The 21,061-nt window shown below is 41.8% G+C and carries 13 protein-coding genes; 1 reads left to right on the forward strand and 12 read right to left on the reverse strand.

Annotated features, from left to right (window positions below; translation table 11 throughout):
- Window positions 1–9 precede the first annotated feature (9 nt).
- From NQ536_RS07825 to NQ536_RS07850, 6 genes are all read right to left on the reverse strand, one after another.
- The gene (locus tag NQ536_RS07825; RefSeq protein WP_004853985.1) at window positions 10–396 is read right to left on the reverse strand and encodes a hypothetical protein; all 387 of its coding nucleotides are present in this window, start codon (window positions 394–396) and stop codon (window positions 10–12) included.
- Complete coding sequence (locus NQ536_RS07830) at window positions 386–3,454, reverse strand: DUF4062 domain-containing protein (protein WP_004853984.1); 3,069 nt, start codon at window positions 3,452–3,454, stop codon at window positions 386–388. The genes NQ536_RS07825 and NQ536_RS07830 overlap by 11 nt, the downstream gene beginning before the upstream one ends.
- Before the next feature lie 462 nt (window positions 3,455–3,916).
- Window positions 3,917–4,486 carry a hypothetical protein gene (locus tag NQ536_RS07835; RefSeq protein WP_044998405.1) on the reverse strand — a complete coding sequence of 190 codons (570 nt, stop codon included), beginning with the start codon at window positions 4,484–4,486 and terminating at the stop codon, window positions 3,917–3,919.
- Between the two features lie 853 nt (window positions 4,487–5,339).
- Window positions 5,340–7,976 carry a pyruvate, phosphate dikinase gene (ppdK, locus tag NQ536_RS07840; RefSeq protein ID WP_044998404.1) on the reverse strand — a complete coding sequence of 879 codons (2,637 nt, stop codon included), beginning with the start codon at window positions 7,974–7,976 and terminating at the stop codon, window positions 5,340–5,342.
- Window positions 7,977–8,502: 526 nt separating this feature from the next.
- On the reverse strand, window positions 8,503–9,747 hold the full coding sequence (locus NQ536_RS07845; RefSeq protein ID WP_004853973.1) for an aspartate aminotransferase family protein: 1,245 nt from the start codon (window positions 9,745–9,747) through the stop codon (window positions 8,503–8,505).
- A gap of 54 nt (window positions 9,748–9,801) precedes the next feature.
- The gene (locus tag NQ536_RS07850; protein ID WP_044998403.1) at window positions 9,802–11,199 is read right to left on the reverse strand and encodes a glycine--tRNA ligase; all 1,398 of its coding nucleotides are present in this window, start codon (window positions 11,197–11,199) and stop codon (window positions 9,802–9,804) included.
- Between the two features lie 347 nt (window positions 11,200–11,546).
- On the opposite strand from NQ536_RS07850, the gene pdxR reads away from it, so the two are divergent.
- Window positions 11,547–12,953, forward strand: coding sequence for a MocR-like pyridoxine biosynthesis transcription factor PdxR (pdxR, locus tag NQ536_RS07855; protein WP_044998402.1), 1,407 nt, complete (start codon window positions 11,547–11,549; stop codon window positions 12,951–12,953).
- Between the two features lie 70 nt (window positions 12,954–13,023).
- On the opposite strand, the gene recO is transcribed toward pdxR, so the two are convergent.
- From recO to groL, 6 genes are all read right to left on the reverse strand, one after another.
- Complete coding sequence (recO, locus tag NQ536_RS07860; protein ID WP_004853969.1) at window positions 13,024–13,767, reverse strand: DNA repair protein RecO; 744 nt, start codon at window positions 13,765–13,767, stop codon at window positions 13,024–13,026.
- A gap of 30 nt (window positions 13,768–13,797) precedes the next feature.
- Window positions 13,798–14,697, reverse strand: a complete 900-nt coding sequence (era, locus tag NQ536_RS07865; protein WP_004853967.1) for a GTPase Era — start codon at window positions 14,695–14,697, stop codon at window positions 13,798–13,800.
- A 109-nt stretch (window positions 14,698–14,806) separates the two neighbouring features.
- Window positions 14,807–17,716 carry an insulinase family protein gene (locus tag NQ536_RS07870; RefSeq protein WP_044998401.1) on the reverse strand — a complete coding sequence of 970 codons (2,910 nt, stop codon included), beginning with the start codon at window positions 17,714–17,716 and terminating at the stop codon, window positions 14,807–14,809.
- Window positions 17,717–17,801: 85 nt separating this feature from the next.
- Window positions 17,802–18,305, reverse strand: a complete 504-nt coding sequence (locus NQ536_RS07875) for a cytidine deaminase (protein WP_004853963.1) — start codon at window positions 18,303–18,305, stop codon at window positions 17,802–17,804.
- A 185-nt stretch (window positions 18,306–18,490) separates the two neighbouring features.
- Window positions 18,491–19,183, reverse strand: a complete 693-nt coding sequence (locus NQ536_RS07880; RefSeq protein ID WP_147566364.1) for a DUF4190 domain-containing protein — start codon at window positions 19,181–19,183, stop codon at window positions 18,491–18,493.
- A 165-nt stretch (window positions 19,184–19,348) separates the two neighbouring features.
- Complete coding sequence (gene groL / locus NQ536_RS07885) at window positions 19,349–20,980, reverse strand: chaperonin GroEL (protein ID WP_004853959.1); 1,632 nt, start codon at window positions 20,978–20,980, stop codon at window positions 19,349–19,351.
- Between the last annotated feature and the right edge of the window lie 81 nt (window positions 20,981–21,061).

The following is a 21,061-nucleotide window of genomic DNA, read 5'->3' on the forward strand; positions in this document are numbered from 1 at the left end:
CGCTCGCATCTAATCATTAACGTCATCCCCTTGTATATCTATTTGTAACATATAATCTAAATGCTTGTTATATTTTTTTACTATCAAAAATTTTAAAATATATCCGATAACCAAATTGATTACCAATAGACAAATAGCGAACAATGCTACTGTTCCTATTAAATCATTCATTCTTATTATACTGCTTGTAATTTCTTTTGCTCCCAATACAGCTGTACGCCTATGATTAACGTAATAATAATTAATTATACTGTATAATATCAATAATACGGATGCAACATAAAACATACCTCTACTAACAATAGAGCTTGTTTTATATATTTTATCTTTTTTTTGCCTTTTCATGTTATGCTCAGCAACTATCTCCTTGTACACTTTATCTCCATCAGAATTCATATGAAAAATCAACTCCCTCGTAATTATTATTTATCCATTGGCTTATATTAGATATTTTTTCCTTCAATTCTATAATTTGTTCTGTTAATGAACCGTTATCATTTAACCTTTTATATATTTGAGCCAAATTCCCATAAGCTCTCATCAAGATCATATAATTATTCAGCGATGGGATGTCGGTCGACAATTTAACGCAATAATTCACATTGTCTGCAGCAGTTCTACCAGCTTGCTCTAATTCTCCTTTTTCCTCATATGCCTTCACTATAACAAAGTAAGAACGAAACAAATCATAGTAGTTTGATAAATGATTTATGTATATTTCTTTTGCCTTTAAACCAATTTTTATTATTCTGTCAAAATCCGGTTGATCATGTTGAAGCATCAGCTTACACATGGATACATAGTTTTCATACAACCTATGATATATATCTTCCTTATTATCGTCCAATCCATTCTTTATTTTATCGAAATTTTCAATTACAGCCTTTTTTATAAAGTTCTCTGCATTCCTATAATCTTCTACTTTCATATATAAGTTACCAAGAATATCGTACAATTCTGCGATATATGCTTTATTTGTTTTCTCAGAGTACATTGCAGCTATTCTTGTTTCATAAAAAAAGCTATTGTTCTTTCCTAATTTCTCAAATAAGCTTAAAGCCAATTCAGCATAATAAATCCCTTGCCACAATTCCTTCTTATTCTTACAATAATTTAGGTAACATCGTGCCAAAACCATGTAGCTTATAGAAATAGCTCTTATACCCGTCTCGATTAACATATCTTTATGCCATATTTCCTTATAGGAAAACATACCTAGCAACCGATAAATATAATAAATTATACGCATATTATTTCTGAAAAATAGTGTACTTCCTTCAAGTCCAAAGTAATCATACACATCCTTTATTAGGAGTTGATAAAAACGATTTATCTTTTTCAAACTAAAAGCATTCATCTTCCTGCTTTTTATAACCTGTTGATTCAAATATCTCAAAAAATCGTCCGTATTTTCATAATTCTTTATTTCATATTCAACTATCTGTAGCATAAGCGAATCGTCATCTGCTAATACTATATCGTTAAGTTGAGAAAACAGCTCCTGCGCAGTTCTGTACATACTTTCAGAGACTTGTTCGTCTTTCTGATATACGGCATCTATAGTTTTATTTATGTACTCACAAATCATCTCTGCGTTTTCACATTCTTCAGCTATTGAGATTGTATCAGCAACACGAACTGTATCATCCAAGGGTAATGTTTCAAAATATTCAATCATCTCTATACGCAATTTCTCCGCGCGATTACACTTTTCTCGTACCTCTGTCCGAAAACTCTTATGCATAAAATCATATCGTCCATCTTCTCTTATCAGGATATACGGTTTTGCAAGCTTTACAAATCTGGACATATCCAATTCAGACCATTTAATATTCTCATGGTATATGCTAACTAAATTCTCAATATCCGAAGTCCTTAGCCCTCCGGATGAAAGTGCAATATAATCTATAGCAAGCTGTATAAAGTCTTCATTTATTCTCATTGCTATATTGGAGAGCAAATACGCGCCCACATTTTGTGGCAAACTTCTTATATATGCAATTTGGTATTCGTTAATAGCCGCCATGCCATTATCCAATTTGTCTATTGCTCTTATCTGTTCAAAATCACTATGCCCAAGCATCATCATTATATTGTACACAATGCTTAAGTATAATGGCTCATTGGAACGATTCTGATTTAATATCTCCTGGATTACTTTGTCACTTAATCTATTCGAAACACTTTCTCTTATTTTATCTATTACATTCTTTTTTTCAGATTCTTTCATACCTTTCAACATAATTTGTTTAATCGGGCGACCTGGTATATATTTCGGTGTATATGACAGAACAAATTTTATGTTTGAAGGTATATATCTAAACGCGCTAACCATGTCCTGTCCAAGCTGTAGAAGTTGATCTGCACCATCTATGAAAATAAGCAGTCTTCGTTTTTCAAATCCAAATCTAAACAAATACGAATTAAGAACACTTATACTGTCTCTTTCTTGAATATCCGGCATATATCCAAAATTGGTCTCAAAAAAAGCATTTAAATAATATATGACTCCATATACAGTAGAACTATTCTTTGTAATGCCGCAAAAAACAGGAATAACTATAGTGCTATTTCCTCCATAGTTGTAAGCGAGTTGGCTGATAAATGTACTCTTTCCCATTCCTGGTTCTCCTACAATCCCCAGTATTCTATGATTTGAATTTAATCCATTATTTACCAGTTTTTCCAAATCTGGTCTTGCCCCGTATTGTATATACTTTTGCCTTGCATAATTCCAATGTTGCCTTTGCTCCCGATCAAACAATGACAATCCTTTATATTGGGATAATCTATCACTTATTTTTTCTTTTATATCAAAAAGAACCTTCTCTTTGAACGCATCAAATTTCAATCCTGATCCCGTCCAATGTGCCTGATACGTATATGTCTGATTTGGAAATAATTCTTTTATTCTTTGTTTCAAACGTTTAAGCTTGCTAGCACTGTCTGTATCTTCGCTTTCATATTCCGGTGGAATTATGCCATCCAACTCCCTAAAATAGAATAATGCATTAGGATTATTTCTTGCCAATGCCCCATACTGTATCTCAAGCTCAGTAACACTTTTATCATAGTACTCCGCCTGTAAATCTATATCGCTTACATACTTTTTGTCCGGTACCCAACCATATCTATTTCCAAGAAGGACAACCATATATGGATTACAACGCTCAATTTCATCCAAACATACAGACAAAATTTTCTTTGAACCTTCTACTTCATCATATCCTGTAGTGTCAATGCCCCAGCGTAAGTCACACAATTCTACTTGCTCACCATATTGAGACGCATACTCATTCAACTCAGGAACTATTTCGTCATGAAGAATATCGCGTTCATAATCCATATCTTTAAATGTACTTGACACGAAAATTTTTATCATATGTATCCCCCACATCTTAAGCAATCCATTAATTGCCGAATCGGCAATTAATATATCACTAATATTTTGCACTTTCCCAGAATTACTTCCCTCTATCCAAGTATTCCTCCCGATTCTGGTGGAATGCTACCTATTGTATTCATTATTTGCCGATATATATTTTTTAACATGTACATTTGTTTCTACCTTGTATATCTGTACTTGCCAGGGAAATATCGCATGAAAGATAATATTTTCGCATTGATATCCTTGTGAAAGAATATCCTTCCGCAGAAAATCCACTTTGATATTCATAAGAGACATAATAGACAATCTTTGTAGTTTTTATTCAAAATCCAGTCGCTCCCCAGCATATTCTGTCGTTTTTTGACAAATAAATTATAACATTTTGCCTACTTATTGACAATAAATATATCTGCTTAACTCATCGCCTAACTCATCGCAACCTTGGTGCCATGCACTGAATATTTATTTTCCATCAAAATATTGACATTAAATACTAAAAATATCATTTTCAATTTTTTATTCCACGTTTTACCATAAATCAATCAACGGTCCACACATCTTCTTATAGTAACTGCGACTTCCCGGCTCCTTATCTTCATCCAATACTCTCATCTTGCGAATACGTCGATTGGTAATTCTGCCAGTATCTTTATACATGGTTTTACTTGTTGAAATAGCACATCCGCATTTGCAATACTTAATGCTCCCATGATATACACGGATGTCGCCACAAGCAGAGCGATAGGTATGCGTATATGGATTAAACCAATATCTATCAATGTACGAAACAAACGTCCCAAAATAATCAAAGTCAAATCCATGATAATCAATATATGACGCATTCATCACCCTTGCCCCATAAACCTTTGATAAATCAAGTCGCGGATTCCACGACAAAAACTGTCTATACATTTTCTTTTTATGCAATCTCTTTCTAACCCATGCATTCTCCCGTGACTTCCTTATAAGACAATCTTCTTCATGCAAAACGTGACCAAATGCCTCTATGTCATCGGACATATACTTCTCAATGAAATCAGTATTGCTCTCCATATCAATAAGTGCCTCTTCCATCTCCCAGTTGTAGCAATCGTTCATGTAAATCACCTTCCTCGTTATCATCTAAGTAAAGTATAGACTGTGTATTAATGAATTTTTTCAGGGGAAAAGAAATCTCAAACATAGATTTTAACAACTGCAAATAAAGAATTCTCAAAAAGCACATGTTTTCTACATTTTCCTGTTGAACCTTCTGAGCCTGTTGTCCGGATTCTCCTGAAGCTCCAAATCCCTCAAAATGTCCTTCTGCGTCAGTTCCTCCGCTTCGTGCTGCGCCTGCTTCTGTGCCAGATTGTTCAGCTACACAGCTTTCTCCGCCAGATACGCCTCCGCTGTCGGCAGATAGGTTTCAAGCGTTCCGGTCTTTCCATCCGTGATTGCGTTGATGTCAATCTTCGTTGGCGGAAAGAAGGCTGCTCTCGGAATAACGCTTCGGCGGTTTGGTGAAATGCTCCGTAAGTATCTGCCGTGTCAGGCTTTGTCTTAAAATAATCGCAGAGATTATTCTCATAAACCTTGTATCCCTCACTTATCACGTGCTTTCCGCCTGCTGTGAAATCCCCGCCTCCGCAGGACAAAATAACCTTTGCCGAACCGTATTCCATCGGTGCTGTTGTCGCTACAAGGGGCCTCGCCGCAACAAGATAAAGTATTTTGTATAAAATAAAAGGACTCTATCTCTTAGTTAGAGATAGAATCCTTAGAAAACCCAATAAAAAAGGGGAAAACCCAATATTTGGAATTTTCCCCTAACTATCAAAGATAGATTTTATAAACGAAATCCTTAAAACGGTTCGCTTTCGTGTACTCCGGACGATGTGTCATGAAATCATTAACATCAGCTCTGGTAATCAGAAATTCCGTGAAGTACATATAGTTGTAATCTACTTTTCTACTTGTTAGCGATTGCAGCCTGAGCAGCAGCAAGTCTAGCAATAGGTACTCTGAATGGTGAACATGATACATAATCAAGACCAATCTTGTGGCAGAACTCAACTGATGAAGGATCTCCACCGTGCTCACCACAGATACCGATGTGAAGCTTTGGATTAACTGGCTTACCAAGCTTAACTGCCATATCCATGAGCTTACCAACACCTGTCTGATCAAGCTTAGCAAATGGATCGTTCTCGAAGATCTTAGCATCATAGTAAGCATTTAAGAACTTACCAGCATCATCTCTTGAGAATCCGAATGTCATCTGTGTAAGGTCGTTTGTACCGAAGCAGAAGAAGTCAGCTTCCTTAGCGATCTCATCAGCTGTAAGAGCTGCTCTTGGGATCTCGATCATTGTACCAACCTCATACTTAAGATCTACGCCAGCAGCAGCGATCTCAGCGTCAGCTGTCTCAACAACTACCTTCTTAACGTACTTAAGCTCCTTAACCTCACATACAAGTGGGATCATGATCTCTGGCTCAACTGTCCAATCTGGATGCTCCTTCTGAACCTCGATTGCTGCACGGATAACAGCCTTTGTCTGCATCTTAGCGATCTCTGGATATGTTACAGCAAGACGGCATCCTCTGTGACCCATCATAGGGTTGAACTCATGGAGTGAGTTGCAAAGTGCCTTAATCTCCTCAACGCTCTTGTTCTTAGCAGCAGCAAGCTTCTCAATGTCAGCCTCCTCTGTTGGAACGAACTCATGAAGAGGTGGATCCAGGAATCTGATAGTAACTGGGTTACCCTCAAGTGCCTCATAAAGAGCCTTGAAGTCTCCCTGCTGATATGGAAGGATCTTATTAAGAGCTTCCTCTCTCTCTTCTACTGTATCAGAGCAGATCATCTCACGGAATGCTGCGATTCTCTCTGGATCAAAGAACATATGCTCTGTACGGCAAAGACCGATACCCTCTGCACCAAGCTCACGTGCCTTCTTAGCATCTGCTGGTGTATCTGCATTTGTTCTAACCTTAAGTGTTCTATACTTATCAGCCCATGCCATAACACGGCCGAATGTTCCTGCGATCTGAGCATCAACTGTCTTGATAACTCCATCGTAAATGTTACCTGTTGTACCATCGATTGAGATGTAATCTCCCTCATGGAATTCCTTGCCAGCGAGTGTGAACTTCTTGTTCTCCTCGTCCATAACGATATCGCCACAACCTGATACACAGCATGTACCCATACCACGGGCAACAACTGCAGCGTGTGATGTCATACCACCACGAACTGTAAGAATACCCTGTGCTGACTTCATACCTGTGATATCCTCTGGTGAAGTCTCAAGACGTACAAGAACTACCTTCTCGCCTCTAGCTGCCCATGCCTCAGCATCGTCAGCTGTGAATACAACCTTACCACAAGCAGCACCTGGTGAAGCGCCAAGTCCCTTGCCCATTGGTGTAGCTGCCTTAAGAGCTGCTGCATCAAACTGTGGGTGAAGAAGTGTATCAAGGTTACGAGGATCGATCATTGCAACTGCCTCTTCCTCTGTCTTATGTCCCTCATCAACAAGGTCACAAGCGATCTGAAGAGCTGCCTGAGCTGTTCTCTTACCATTTCTACACTGAAGCATGTAAAGCTTCTTGTTCTCAACTGTGAACTCCATATCCTGCATATCATGGTAGTGATTCTCAAGAGTCTCACAAACCTTAATGAACTCTGCATAAGCATCTGGGAACTCCTGCTCCATCTGAGCGATTGGCATTGGTGTACGAACACCGGCAACAACGTCCTCGCCCTGTGCATTGATAAGGAACTCACCCATAAGCTTCTTCTCACCTGTTGCAGGGTCACGAGTAAATGCAACACCTGTACCAGACTCATTGTTCAAGTTACCGAATACCATAGGCATTACGTTAACTGCTGTACCCCATGAATAAGGGATATCGTTGTCTCTTCTGTATACGTTCGCACGTGGGTTATCCCATGAACGGAATACAGCCTCGATAGCTAACTTTAACTGCTCAACTGGGTCTGAAGGGAAATCTGTTCCTAACTGGTTCTTGTACTCTGCCTTGAACTGCTCAGCAAGTGTCTTGAGATCCTGTGCTGTAAGCTCTACATCGAACTTAACACCCTTCTCTTCCTTCATCTTGTCGATGAGCTGCTCGAAGTACTTCTTACCAACTTCCATAACAACGTCTGAGAACATCTGGATGAAACGTCTGTATGAATCGTATACGAAACGCTCGAATGCTGGATCTGGGTTGTGTGCTATCATAGCAGCAACAACGTCATCGTTAAGACCAAGGTTAAGGATTGTATCCATCATACCTGGCATAGATGCTCTTGCACCTGAACGAACTGATACAAGTAATGGATTCTCAAGATCTCCGAACTTCTTGCCGTTGATCTCCTCCATCTTCTTAACGCCATCCATAGCCTGAGCCATGATCTCGTCATTGATCTTACGGCCATCCTCATAGTACTGAGTACAAGCCTCTGTTGTAATTGTGAAACCCTGTGGAACTGGAAGACCAATTGCTGTCATCTCAGCAAGGTTTGCACCCTTACCACCGAGAAGATTACGCATGGTCATGTCGCCTTCGCTAAACATATAAACCCACTTGTTTGCCATTTGTTTGTTACCTCCTACGTAAACTTTATATTTCATGGTGTGAAGTCCCCGTGAAGTCTCCACACACGCTAGACTGATTATAACATATATGTCAACATTAGCAAACTCTTTTTTCTATATTTTGTGGCAACTGTTCAGAGCCAAGCAAAATTTCATAAAACAGGTGTAAAATGCTTGCATTTTTAAGACTGTTTTTGAAATTTTATTTAGCGGATACGCCACACCGACGAAATGCGTAGCATTTTGGAGGTTGGCTCTGAACAGTTACATTTAGTGTATCTTTTTTGTTTTTTACGCCTATATTGCCACAAAATTATCTCCTTTTGAGCAAATTTATTCGTAAAGATACAATTTCCAAATTGGCAAACCGCCCGCACAACCATATCCACCCACAAAAAACATAGGCTGCGGAATGCCGCAGCCTATGTTTAACTTTATATCATGTCGCCTATCGGCTTCATGTGGGTATTCACATTATATCAGTCTTGCGCAATTACAACTGTCACAATGCTCATTAAATTACAAATCACTCGCCGTCAATAGCTGCCTTGAGAATATCAAGACCAGCGATAAGATCCTCATCAGAGATGATAAGTGGTGGCATGATCTTGATGACTGCATTGTCACGACCTGCTCTCTCTATTACAAGGCCCTTCTTGAAAGCTCTTGCCGTGATGGCACCAGCTGTTGCATCGTCCTTAACCTCTACGCCCCAGAGGAGTCCGATACCACGTGTTGCAATTACATTTGGATCGCCGTCTATATTCTTCTCAAGATACTCTCTAACTATCTCGCCCTTACGTCTTGTCTCTGCCTCGATGTTGTTGTCAAGCATGAACTCAAGTCCTGCCTTTGCAGCTACCATTGAGAGCTGGATTCCACGGAATGTACCAGAATGCTCACCCGGCTTCCAGAGATCATACTCCGGCTTGAACATTGCAAGTCCCATAGGGAATGGGTATCCGCCGATTGACTTTGAAAGTGAGAACATATCAGGCTTGATTCCTGCTCTCTCAAATGAGAAGAATGTACCTGTTCTTGCACAGCCAACCTGTACGTCATCAACAACCATAAGGATGTCGTTCTTATCACAGAACTCACGGAGTGCCTTGAGGTACTCTACTGAGAATACATTTACACCGCCATCTGCCTGTACTGTCTCGATAAAGATTGCTGCAGGCTTCTCAACACCTGAGTGATCGTCATCAAGAAGTGTCTGCATGAACTTGATCGTATCAAGCTCTGGGAACATGTAAGGAGCTGGAATGTGGTATACGTTGTCAAGTCCAACGCCTGCTCCTGCACGGCTTGCAGCATCACTTGTAAGTGATATTGAACCAAGTGTCATACCATGGAAACAACCCATATATGCCCAGATCATCTCTCTCTTCTTAACCTTACGCGCAAGCTTTAAGAGTGACTCAACGGCATTTGTTCCTGTAGGACCTGCAAACATGATCTTGTAATCAAGTCCTCTAGGCTCAAGAACCTTTTTCTCAAAAAACTCGATGAATTCAGCTTTTGGTGCTGTCATCATGTCAAGAGAATGCATGATTCCATCGCTCTGGATGTAATCAATAACCTTCTCCTTTATATAATCATTGTTATGACCATAGTTCAGCGCGCCTGCTCCTGCGAAGAAGTCTATATACTCCCTTCCATTCTCATCATACATCTTGGCTCCCTTGGCCTTTGTGAATATCTCTGGGAAACTTCTGCTGTATGATCTTACATTTGCCTCGTATTCTGAAAATAACTCTTTACTATGCATCTTAATGCCTCCTGTAAATTCAGTGTCCCGTATTATCTCCGGTCACACCATCAATTAATATTCAAATTTCTTCTCAAAGTAAGCCTTCAGATCTTCAATCTTGACTCTCTCCTGCTCCATGGTATCTCTGTCACGAACTGTGACTGCTCCATCCTCAACAGAATCGAAATCATATGTTACACAGAACGGTGTTCCTATCTCATCCTGTCTTCTATATCTCTTACCTATGTTGCCTCTGTCATCGAACTCACAGTTATAGTACTTTGAAAGCTCTGCATAAATCTTCTCTGCACCCTCGTTGAGCTTCTTGGAAAGTGGAAGCACACCAATCTTAACTGGTGCAAGCTGTGGATGGAAATGAAGGACTGTACGGATGTCTGGCTTCTCCTCTGTTCCGATGTTCTCCTCGTCATATGCAGCACACAGGAATGCCAGTGTAACACGGTCAGCACCAAGTGATGGCTCGATTACATATGGAATGTACTTCTCCTTTGTCTCGTCATCGAAGTACTCCATGGACTCTCCTGATGTATTCTGGTGCTGTGTCAGATCGTAATCTGTTCTGTCAGCGATTCCCCAGAGCTCTCCCCATCCAAATGGGAATAAATACTCGATATCAGTTGTTCCCTTGGAGTAGAAACACAGCTCCTCATGTGAATGGTCACGGGCTCTCATCTCATCATCCTTGATTCCGAGATCCTTGAGCCAGTTGATACAGAAGCTTCTCCAGTACTCAAACCACTCCATATCTGTACCCGGCTTACAGAAGAACTCAAGCTCCATCTGCTCGAACTCTCTTGTTCTGAATGTGAAGTTACCAGGTGTTATCTCATTTCTAAATGACTTTCCTATCTGACCGATTCCAAATGGAACCTTCTTTCTTGAAGTTCTCTGTACATTCTTGAAGTTGACAAATATACCCTGTGCTGTCTCCGGTCTCAGGTATACAGTGTTCTTGGCATCCTCTGTTACACCCTGGAATGTCTTGAACATAAGGTTGAACTGTCTGATACCTGTGAAGTTGTGCTTTCCACATGTCGGACAGCAGATATTGTTCTTCTCAACGTACTCTTCCATCTGCTCGTTGCTCCATCCGTCTACCGCGCCCTCTGGAACAACTCCGTTTTCAGCCATAAAGTCCTCTATAAGTTTATCTGCACGGAATCTCTCATGACACTCTTTGCAATCCATAAGAGGATCAGCAAATCCTCCAAGGTGGCCTGAAGCAACCCATGTCTGTGGGTTCATAAGGATAGCACAGTCAACTCCTACATTGTAAGGGTTCTCCTGGATGAATTTCTTCCACCATGCTCTCTTAACGTTGTTCTTGAGTTCAACTCCGAGATTACCATAGTCCCATGTATTTGCGAGACCACCGTAAATCTCTGAACCTGGATAAACAAATCCTCTGCTCTTTGCCAATGCAACGATTTTGTCTAATGTCTTTTCCATTGTAATCCTCCAAATCATATTCGAATTTGCATTTTTTTCGCTCTATCCGCCTTATTTTATACTCATTCAAATATTTTTGCAAGGTTCACGGCATATTTTGTAATATTATTTATACAAAGCTACTATAATTTGTGCCGTCAGACATCACCTTATGACTTCTTCTTATTGCTTACTCGTTATGACTCTTGTATAATAGCACCGGATTGGTTCTTTCTAAAGCTCCAATTTTAAGTATTTTTATAGTACCAATTTGTAGTATTGGAATATGAATAAATCAAGTCACACGCAAATATCCAATGATACAACGTATTTTTAACGCTTATAATATGCAGGAAAGGAACACGGAAATGATATCAATAGACAAGACCTCCGATAAGTCTCTATACGAACAATTATATGAACAGATGAAATCTGAGATACTTAATGAGCACTATGCTGCAGGCGAAAAGCTACCTGCAACAAGACAACTCGCCGCCGAACATAAGCTGAGCCGCAACACAGTAGTATCTGCTTACAACCAGCTTGAACTTGAAGGATATATACGCTCCGTGACAGGCTCAGGCTACTATGTTGAGAACATCTCCGCATTTTCTCCAGACAAAAAGTCAAGACAAAGCCACAATATACAGCATTCTTCCAGGCAATCAGGAAAGACCTTTGACTACACGTTCAGCTACGGCAATCTGGACTACAACTGCTATCACTCCAGGGCCTGGCGCAAATGTCTCACGAACGCCTGGGACATGATATCCATGGCCGATACCGCCTCCTACCAGATGTCGCAGGGAAGCTACACCCTCCGCAGTCTTATCACCGAATATCTGTACATGTCCAGAGGTGTAAACTGCACACCGGAGCAGATCATCCTCACGAGCGGTCACCAGAGATCAATAGACATAATCACGCATATATTCAGTTCATCTGATTATTCATTTGCCATGGAGGATCCTGGCTACAACGGAACATGGGAGATCGTCAGCCAGAGTCCGTTCAGGATCATTCCAATACCGCTTGAGGACGACGGTGTGTCCATAGAACATATCCAGCGTCTCAGGGACACTCTGCTGTATGTAACGCCATCCCACCAGTTTCCTATGGGAAGTATACTGCCTATAAGCAAGAGGCTGGAGCTCATAGAGTGGGCTGTCCAGTCAGGAAGTTATATAATCGAGGATGATTACGACAGTGAACTCAGATACCAGAGCAGACCGATCCCATCCTTGCAGTCCATCGATAACAGCGGCCGCACTATATATCTTGGAACTTTCTCCAAGTCCATGTCGCCGGATCTTAGGATATCATATATGGTACTCCCTGAGAATCTGATGAAAGACTACAGCTCCAGATATTCACATACCAACTGTACAGTTCCTACCGTTCTGCAGCTTGCCCTTATTGAATTTATTCAGAGTGGAAATTATCAGCGCCACATAGGCGCAATGAAGAATCACTATAAGAAAAAACATGATTATATACTTAATTATGTGAAACAGAATCTGGAAGATGATGTCATCATGTACGGCGCTGGAGCGGGTCTGCACTTTGTAGCAGAGATAAAGAACTCCTATCTCACCCAGTCCGAACTCATATCTGCCTTTGAGCAGAAAGGCATACGAATCTTCTCCACAGAGCCATTCTGGATAAGAAAGAATCTCTGTCCTGAGAACCAGCTTCTGTTTGGTTTCAGCGCCATACCATATGAAAAACTTCCCGGCGCGATGAAGACGTTCTCTAAAATAATACACTCTCTATGATTTGTATTTTAGACAGGTAATATACAAAAAGAAGGGAATCTCACGTCATGTAGGATTCTCTTCTTTTTTTTCACGGCAGTGAGTCTATGATCTCCACTGACTTGAACTTTCTGTCCACGTACATATCCATAAACTGCTTCGATACTAGCTGTATCTCGGAAAGCACTGCATCGGACACATTGAAGTTATACATCTTACCAAGTTGTGCTCCATTTATGTATTGTATCGTGTACACCGCATCGTCAGATAGATGCAGCGGGTGTTTTGCCCTTCCTCTGCATCCATCGCAGAGCAGTCCGCCTGATGCGGCATCAAATACATTTGAAACCTCTGTCTTGCCACATATAGGGCAGTGGAAACTCTGTATTCCCTGACCGAACACATCCATAAGCTTTATCTCATACACACACCTGATGAGTTTTGCAGGCATCTGCCCCTTCTCGAGAGCCTTAAGGCTCACATACAGAAGATTGAGATAATCCGCCGCCCTGTCCCCTTCATGTGTCATGAAACTCATGACCTCACAGAAGTATGATGCATAGCAATATGCATCTATGTCCATGGTGAGTTGGTGGAAATATTCATCAACATCTATATTCACAAGCCGATATGAGTCACGTCCAGGGATCAGAGTAAAGCTCCCCATGACAAACATCTGTGTCTTAGACTGAAGGGGATTTGTTCCCCGCCTCACACCGGTAGCAAATACCGTGATCCTGCCACGTTCCTTTGTCAGAGCCACCATCCTCCTGTCATACTCACCCTGGAGGCTGCTGGACAATACAATTCCGTGCAGTGTAACTTCTTCTCTCATGATTGTATGTCCACCTCCATAACCAAAATCCTACTCGTCCTTGAATCCAAAGTTTCTCAGCAGTGTATCAGTATCTCTCCAGTCCTTCTTGACCTTGACCCACAGCTTCAGGTTGACCTTGGTATCAAGAAGTCTCTCTATTCCGTATCTTGCATGGGTTCCTATCTTCTTCAGCATAGCTCCCTGCTTCCCTATGATGATTCCCTTATGTGAATCCCTCTCACATATAATCGTAGCATCTATATCTATGATACCACCGTTTGGTCTTTCCTTCATTGAGTCTATGACAACTGCTATACCATGCGGTACCTCCTTGTCAAGCTGGCGTAGAGCCTGCTCCCTTATGAGTTCGGCAACGATCTGTCTCTCTGGCTGATCGGTCACAGTATCCTCATCGTAGTACTGAGGTCCATACGGCAGGTATTTCATAATGGTATCTATAAGTTCATCTGTATTCTTTCCCTTGAGTGCAGATACGGGTACTATCTCCGCAAAATCACAGGCATCCTTATAGGTGTTTATCGCCTCAAACACCTTGCCCTCCTCAACGTTGTCAATCTTATTCACAACAACGATTATAGGAGTCTTTACGTGCTGCAACTGCTCTATGATGTAACGCTCTCCTGCACCGATAAAGGTTGTGGCCTCAACTATCCAGAGAACCACATCAACCTCATCCAGTGTACTCTCGGCAACCTTGAGCATGTACTCTCCAAGCTTGTTCTTTGCCCTGTTGATACCCGGTGTATCAAGGAATATGATCTGTCCCTTATCGCTGGTGTATACTGTCTGTATCCTGTTTCTTGTGGTCTGTGCCTTATTGCTGGTTATCGCTATCTTCTGACCTATCAGTCTGTTCATAAGTGTCGACTTTCCAACATTAGGTCTGCCTATGATAGACACAAAACCCGACTTGTATTCCTTATTCATATATCTCCTTTATCTCGTGGCCATGATCATAGATCATGCCTACGTATCCAGCCTAAAATTCATTTTGGTTTTTCACGAAAATTTTTATCACGTCTGCCTTCTCTCATCCTTAGAAGATTGCCAGCACTTCCTTGAAGCTGTCCTTATTCTCCTCTATCTTGCTCTCTCCGCCGATGGCACAGATGATTCCGGAATCTGTAACAGCCTTCACAAGTGGAGCAAGGGCTCTGATGGCATCTCTGTCAGTGGAGAGGATCTTATCACGCTCTCTCTGGATCTGTTCATCTGTAACTCCCATAAAGTATCTCGCCATATGGCTTATGCCCTCAGCAACAGGAGTCGTTGGCGCATCTATCTGAGCCATAGTTCCGATGATATACTTAGTCATATCCCTGTCTGAGCACTCAAAGTTTTCCACGAACTTATATGCATTCTTGAATATGTCATATGTCTCCATGAGGTTCGGATCTCTGTATGAACTCATATAGCATGTTCCATTCCTGAGAAATGAGCACATGGCGCCATACGCACCGCCCTTCACACGGACATTCTCCCACAGATAACCATATGAGAATATGATCTTAAGAACACTCAGTGAGCTGTCGTACTTGTATCCTGCATCCTCAAAATTACCTGCTATGGCAACGTACTGAACCTGGCTGGCAGTCTTGAATCCCTCATTCTGAAGATTCTTCTCAAACGGCTTCACGTCCTTATGTGCTGGTCTTGTGGAAAGCGCTTTACCAAAGTCCGCAAATGACTCCTCAAGCAGATCTGTCACATCCTGATCTCCTGTATAAGAAACAGTAAGTGCCCCCTTTCTGAGAACCTCTGCAAGAGCATACTGAAGCTTCTCAATGATATTGTCATACTTCTCATCGAAGTGGTCCACTATGTCACACAGGAATTCATAATAAGCAATTCCGCATGTCTCATCCGTGAATCTTGCACCCTCATCTATATATGACATGGCTCTGGTGTATGCGGTCACATGTCCCGATGCAGCCATGCCATTCTTCATGCTGGACTTCTCCTCCGTCAGGAGTTCCTTCAATCTCTTCCTGTCATCTATCTTTGATGAGAACAGTATCTCCTTCATAAGCTCTACCGCATATGGAAGTTTCTCATAGAGAGCTTTCATAGATACATAGAAGAACTTCTTGATATCCGTGTCACTGGCATATCCAACCATATCAAACTCTATTCCACCTATATTGCTGTCTATCTCATTTGACAGCTGTCCATAGGTGTGCTTCTCCGTGTCAATATATTTAAACAGGCATGACAGCACAGCAAGATATGGCACAAGGTCATTATCTATATCATTTATATTGAAATAGAACCTCAGATATCCTATACCGTTTGTAAATATATCGTGGCTTACAACTGAAAGTCCGCCGATCTCAGATTCAACATTCTTAAGCTTTTCAGCCTCTTTGTCAATGTCATCTATCGACAGAAGTGGAACCTTGGCAAGATCTTCGGCTGATGAAGGGGTTGCCTGATACTCCTTGAGCGCCTTTGTATCCTCCACGATCTTCTCAAGCTCCTCACGACTGAGTGTAGCCTTGTATGCAGCCAGCTCATCAGCGATCTTCTTCTCGTTCTCCTGGTCAAGCCCCTTCTTTGGATTCATAGTGAGATACAGGCCAAATGTATTGTCAATGAAACATTCCTTTATGATCTGTTCAAAATAACCATTCTGAAGATCCTCTCTCAGCTCCTTATACACATCATTCATCTCAAAAAACATGAGTGCCTTGGTATCGTCATACAGCCAGCTGTTAAATGCATCCAGTCCGTACATAAGCCCCTTAGGAAACCTTCCAAAATTGGCCTCCTTGTGCTTGAACTCAAACTTGTTGATTGCAGCCTCAACCGCATCCTTATCTATACCATGGCTGAGTTCTTCAAACGTGTCATCTATTATCTTTATGAATCTGTCCTTATCGTTCTTATCCGCGCCTCTTGCTATGATAGAGAATGTGGTCTGCTGGCATCCATTGTCAAATGAGCTGTAGACCTCCTCGCCTATACCCGCATCAGTCAGAGCTTTCTTCAGGACAGCTCCCGGCGCATCCATGAGCACGTACTCAAGTATTTCAAGGGCTGTAACCTTCTTCTTTTCGGTGCTGAGCCCTGTTATCTTGCTGTATGTGAGTATGGAATTGTTCTCCTCTGGATCAGTATCAGCTATGGAGTACTCCATAGTGATATCCTTCATCTCGTCAAATGGCTTCTGAAGAGGGATCGCTGAATCTATCTCCTTGTAATCGTAATGTGACAGATACTCCTCATCTATAAATTCCAGCTCCTTCGCCATATCACAATCACCATACAGATAAATATAACTGTTCGATGGATGATAATATGTCCTGTGGAAATCTCTGAATCTCTCAAGGGTGAGTGTAGGTATGGATACCGGATCACCGCCTGAATCATTGCCATATGGAGTGTCCGGCATGAGTGATGACTCTATCTCTCTGTACATAATCGACTCAGGACTTGAGTACACGCCCTTCATCTCATTGTACACAACTCCGTTGTACTTCAGGTCTCCGTCCACAGAGTCAAGCTCATAGTGCCAGCCCTCCTGCTTCATGATCTCATCATGTATATAGATATCCGGATAGAACACTGCATCCAGATACACACTCATGATGTTCTCAAAGTCCTTCTGATTGAAGCTAGCTATAGGATATACCGTCTTGTCTGAATAAGTCATGGCGTTCAGAAAGGTGTTCAGAGAACCTTTTGCCAGCTCAACAAATGGATCCTTTACCGGATATTTCTTTGAACCACAAAGCACTGAGTGCTCAATTATATGCGGTATTCCTGAATCATCATATGGAGGTGTCCTGAAGCCTATATTAAACACCTTATTCACATCGTCATTCTCAATGATGAGGACCCTTGCCTTTGTCTTTATATGCTCCAGCACATAGCCCTTGCCATGTACCTCTGGAAGATCCTTCTCCTCAACTATTCTGTAAGCCTTTACATCCTTGATATTTCCCAATTCATGTTCTCCTTCTATATTTTTTATTGTCCTTTTATATGTTGCCAAACAGCTTATCTGGCCATTGTTGTAACAGACTATTTCGCTATTCCATCTGTCCGGCACCAAACGAAGCCGGAAGAAACTCTGACAATCTTCTCATGTCGTAATCATCCTCTGAACGTGCTGCGATAACATACATATCCGCAGAAAATTCCGAAAGCACCTGTCTGCATATCCCACATGGATATGTTATTCCATTTATCCCTGTACTATTCAGGCCACCGACAATAGCAATCGCTTTGAAATCTTTATAGCCACTGCTCACTGCATTACACACCGCTGCACGTTCTGCGCATATAGTTGCACCATACGAGGAATTTTCTATATTACAGCCCGTGAACACTCTGTATTCATTTGTATTTCTATCGTGACTGTCTGTCTCTCCGCCAACGACTTCAGCTGCATCCGAAGAATTCTCCCGGCTCGCCAGGAGTGCTGCCCCAACCTTAAACTGTGAGTACCTGGCATATGCCATATCTCTCGCCTCTACTGCTTTCACAATAAGACGCCTGATGTCTGTATCTTCAATAATATAATCACTCTCCATAATACAGGACCTCCTTTCTGATACCTTCTACGCACTTCCATAATAATAACACTAATCCACCTTTAGATTCAATCACCCACACAGTATTAAACGTTCAAATATTATCAGCTTGGCGCACATAACAAGAGGCCGCCCTAAGTCCGGCGGCCTCTCGATCACTTCTCTTTATTCAATTTATTACATTTTTAATAGCTTCCTGACTGTATCTGTCTGAGTATTTCGTCCACCATATCCTGATATGTGTCCGATGTAAGAACCAGGATAATACAGAACACCAGGAACACAAGTGCTATTGCGCTCATTATAATACCTGCGATAGCCATTCCCTTGCCAGGCTTCTTATTCTTAAGACTGATTATACCTGTGATTATACCTGCAATAGCTGAAGCAATTCCAACATACGTAATACAGCATCCAAATGTAAGCGAAAAGATACCAAGCACCATAGATGCTATGGATACGCCTTTGCTCTCCTGTGGCTGCATATTATTCTGTGGATATGCCGGACCTCCGCCCATATTCATATCCTGGTTAGCATAATTCTGTCCGTATGGATCTCCCGGCTGTCCGTAGCCCTGGCCATACTGACCATAATTCTGTCCGTACTGTCCGCCTGGCTGTCCATAATTCTGTCCATACTGGCCACCCGGCTGACCATAATTCTGATCATACTGTCCACCCGGTTGACCATAATTCTGTCCATACTGGCCACCTGGCTGACCATAGTTCTGATCGTTCTGTCCATACTGAGGCGCACCTTCATATGGATTCTGCTGTCCCACCTGTCCGTTGTCTTCTGTTGGCTGATAGCCGCCAAAGCTGTTGTTATCTTCTCCCATCTCTTCCTGCCTTTCATTTATAACTTTTTTATAACCCATACTTTCCCTTAGTCGAAAAATATCTGTTCTGATTATCTCACACATGCCGGTTAGTGTCAATTAACCTACATAAAAAAAGAAACACATCACCCAATTACGAATGATGTGATCCTTTTTTATCTTAGTCTTTGCATTTTACTGCGAAATCGTGTCTGACTCTATTCCTTAGAAGCCCATTCCGCCGCCCATTCCTGCTCCGCCTGCCGGCATTGCTGGAGCGTCTTCCTTGATATCAGCTACAACTGACTCTGTTGTGAGCATTGTTGAAGCAACTGATGTAGCGTTCTGAAGTGCACTTCTTGTAACCTTAACAGGATCAATGATTCCTGCCTCGATCATGTTGACATATGTCTCATTGTATGCATCAAAGCCCACACCAACCTCAGACTCTTTGATCTTGTTGATGATGACTGATCCCTCAAGTCCTGCATTGGCTGCGATGTGGAACAGTGGAGCCTCCATAGCCTTGAGAACTACCTTAGCGCCTGTCTTCTCATCGCCCTCAAGATCCTTTACAAGCTCTGCAACCTTCTTTGCAGCATGGATATATGCTGAACCACCACCTGAGATGATTCCCTCTTCAACTGCAGCTCTTGTGGCATTGAGTGCATCCTCCATACGGAGCTTAGCTTCCTTCATCTCTGTCTCTGTAGCTGCGCCGACTCTGATAACTGCAACTCCACCGGCAAGCTTTGCGAGTCTCTCCTGAAGCTTCTCTTTATCAAACTCTGATGTTGTCTCCTCAAGCTGGGCCTTGATGACATTTACACGACCTGCGATGTCTTCCTTAGCGCCCATACCATCAACGATAACTGTGTTCTCCTTTGTGATCTTAGCACTCTTTGCACGTCCAAGGTCATCAAGAGTAGCATCCTTGAGCTCATATCCAAGCTCCTCTGAGATTACCTTACCGCCTGTAAGAATAGCGATATCCTGAAGCATCTCTTTTCTTCTGTCGCCATAACCAGGAGCCTTTACAGCTACTACCTGGAATGTACCACGCAGCTTGTTGACGATAAGTGTTGTGAGAGCCTCGCCCTCGATATCCTCAGCGATGATCAGCAGCTTTGAACCGCTCTGAACGATCTGCTCAAGAAGTGGAAGTATCTCCTGAATATTTGAGATCTTCTTATCTGTTATAAGTATATATGGGTTATCAAGCTCTGCAACCATCTTCTCCATATCTGTTGCCATGTAAGCTGAAATATAACCTCTGTCGAACTGCATACCTTCTACAAGGTCGAGCTCTGTCTTCATTGACTTTGACTCTTCGATTGTGATGACTCCATCCTTTGACACTTTCTCCATAGCGTCGGCAACCATCTGTCCAACCTCATCGTCACCAGCTGAGATAGATGCAACTCTTGCGATCTGATCCTTTCCACTGATAGTCTCACTCATATCAAGAATAGCCTCAACTGCCTTGTCACAAGCCTTCTTCATTCCCTTTCTGAGAACGATAGGATTAGCACCTGCTGCCAGATTCTTCATTCCTTCATTGATCATAGCCTGTGCAAGAACTGTAGCTGTTGTAGTACCATCACCGGCAACATCGTTTGTCTTTGTTGCAACTTCCTTGACGATCTGAGCACCCATGTTCTCAAATGCATCCTCAAGCTCGATATCCTTTGCGATTGTAACACCATCATTTGTGATGAGTGGTGAACCGTATGACTTTGCAAGTACTACGTTTCTTCCTTTAGGTCCAAGTGTAACTCTTACTGTATCTGCTAACTGATTAACGCCTGCTTCAAGTGCCTTTCTAGCTTCGGCACCATACTTAATTTCCTTTGCCATTTCTGTCTACCTCCATATCTTGATCTATCATTACCTTGATCTATCATTTCGTCTTATTATTTATTCCGGTCAAACATTACA

The sequence above is a fragment of the Coprococcus eutactus genome (assembly GCF_025149915.1).
Taxonomy (GTDB): Bacteria; Bacillota; Clostridia; order Lachnospirales; family Lachnospiraceae; genus Coprococcus; species Coprococcus eutactus.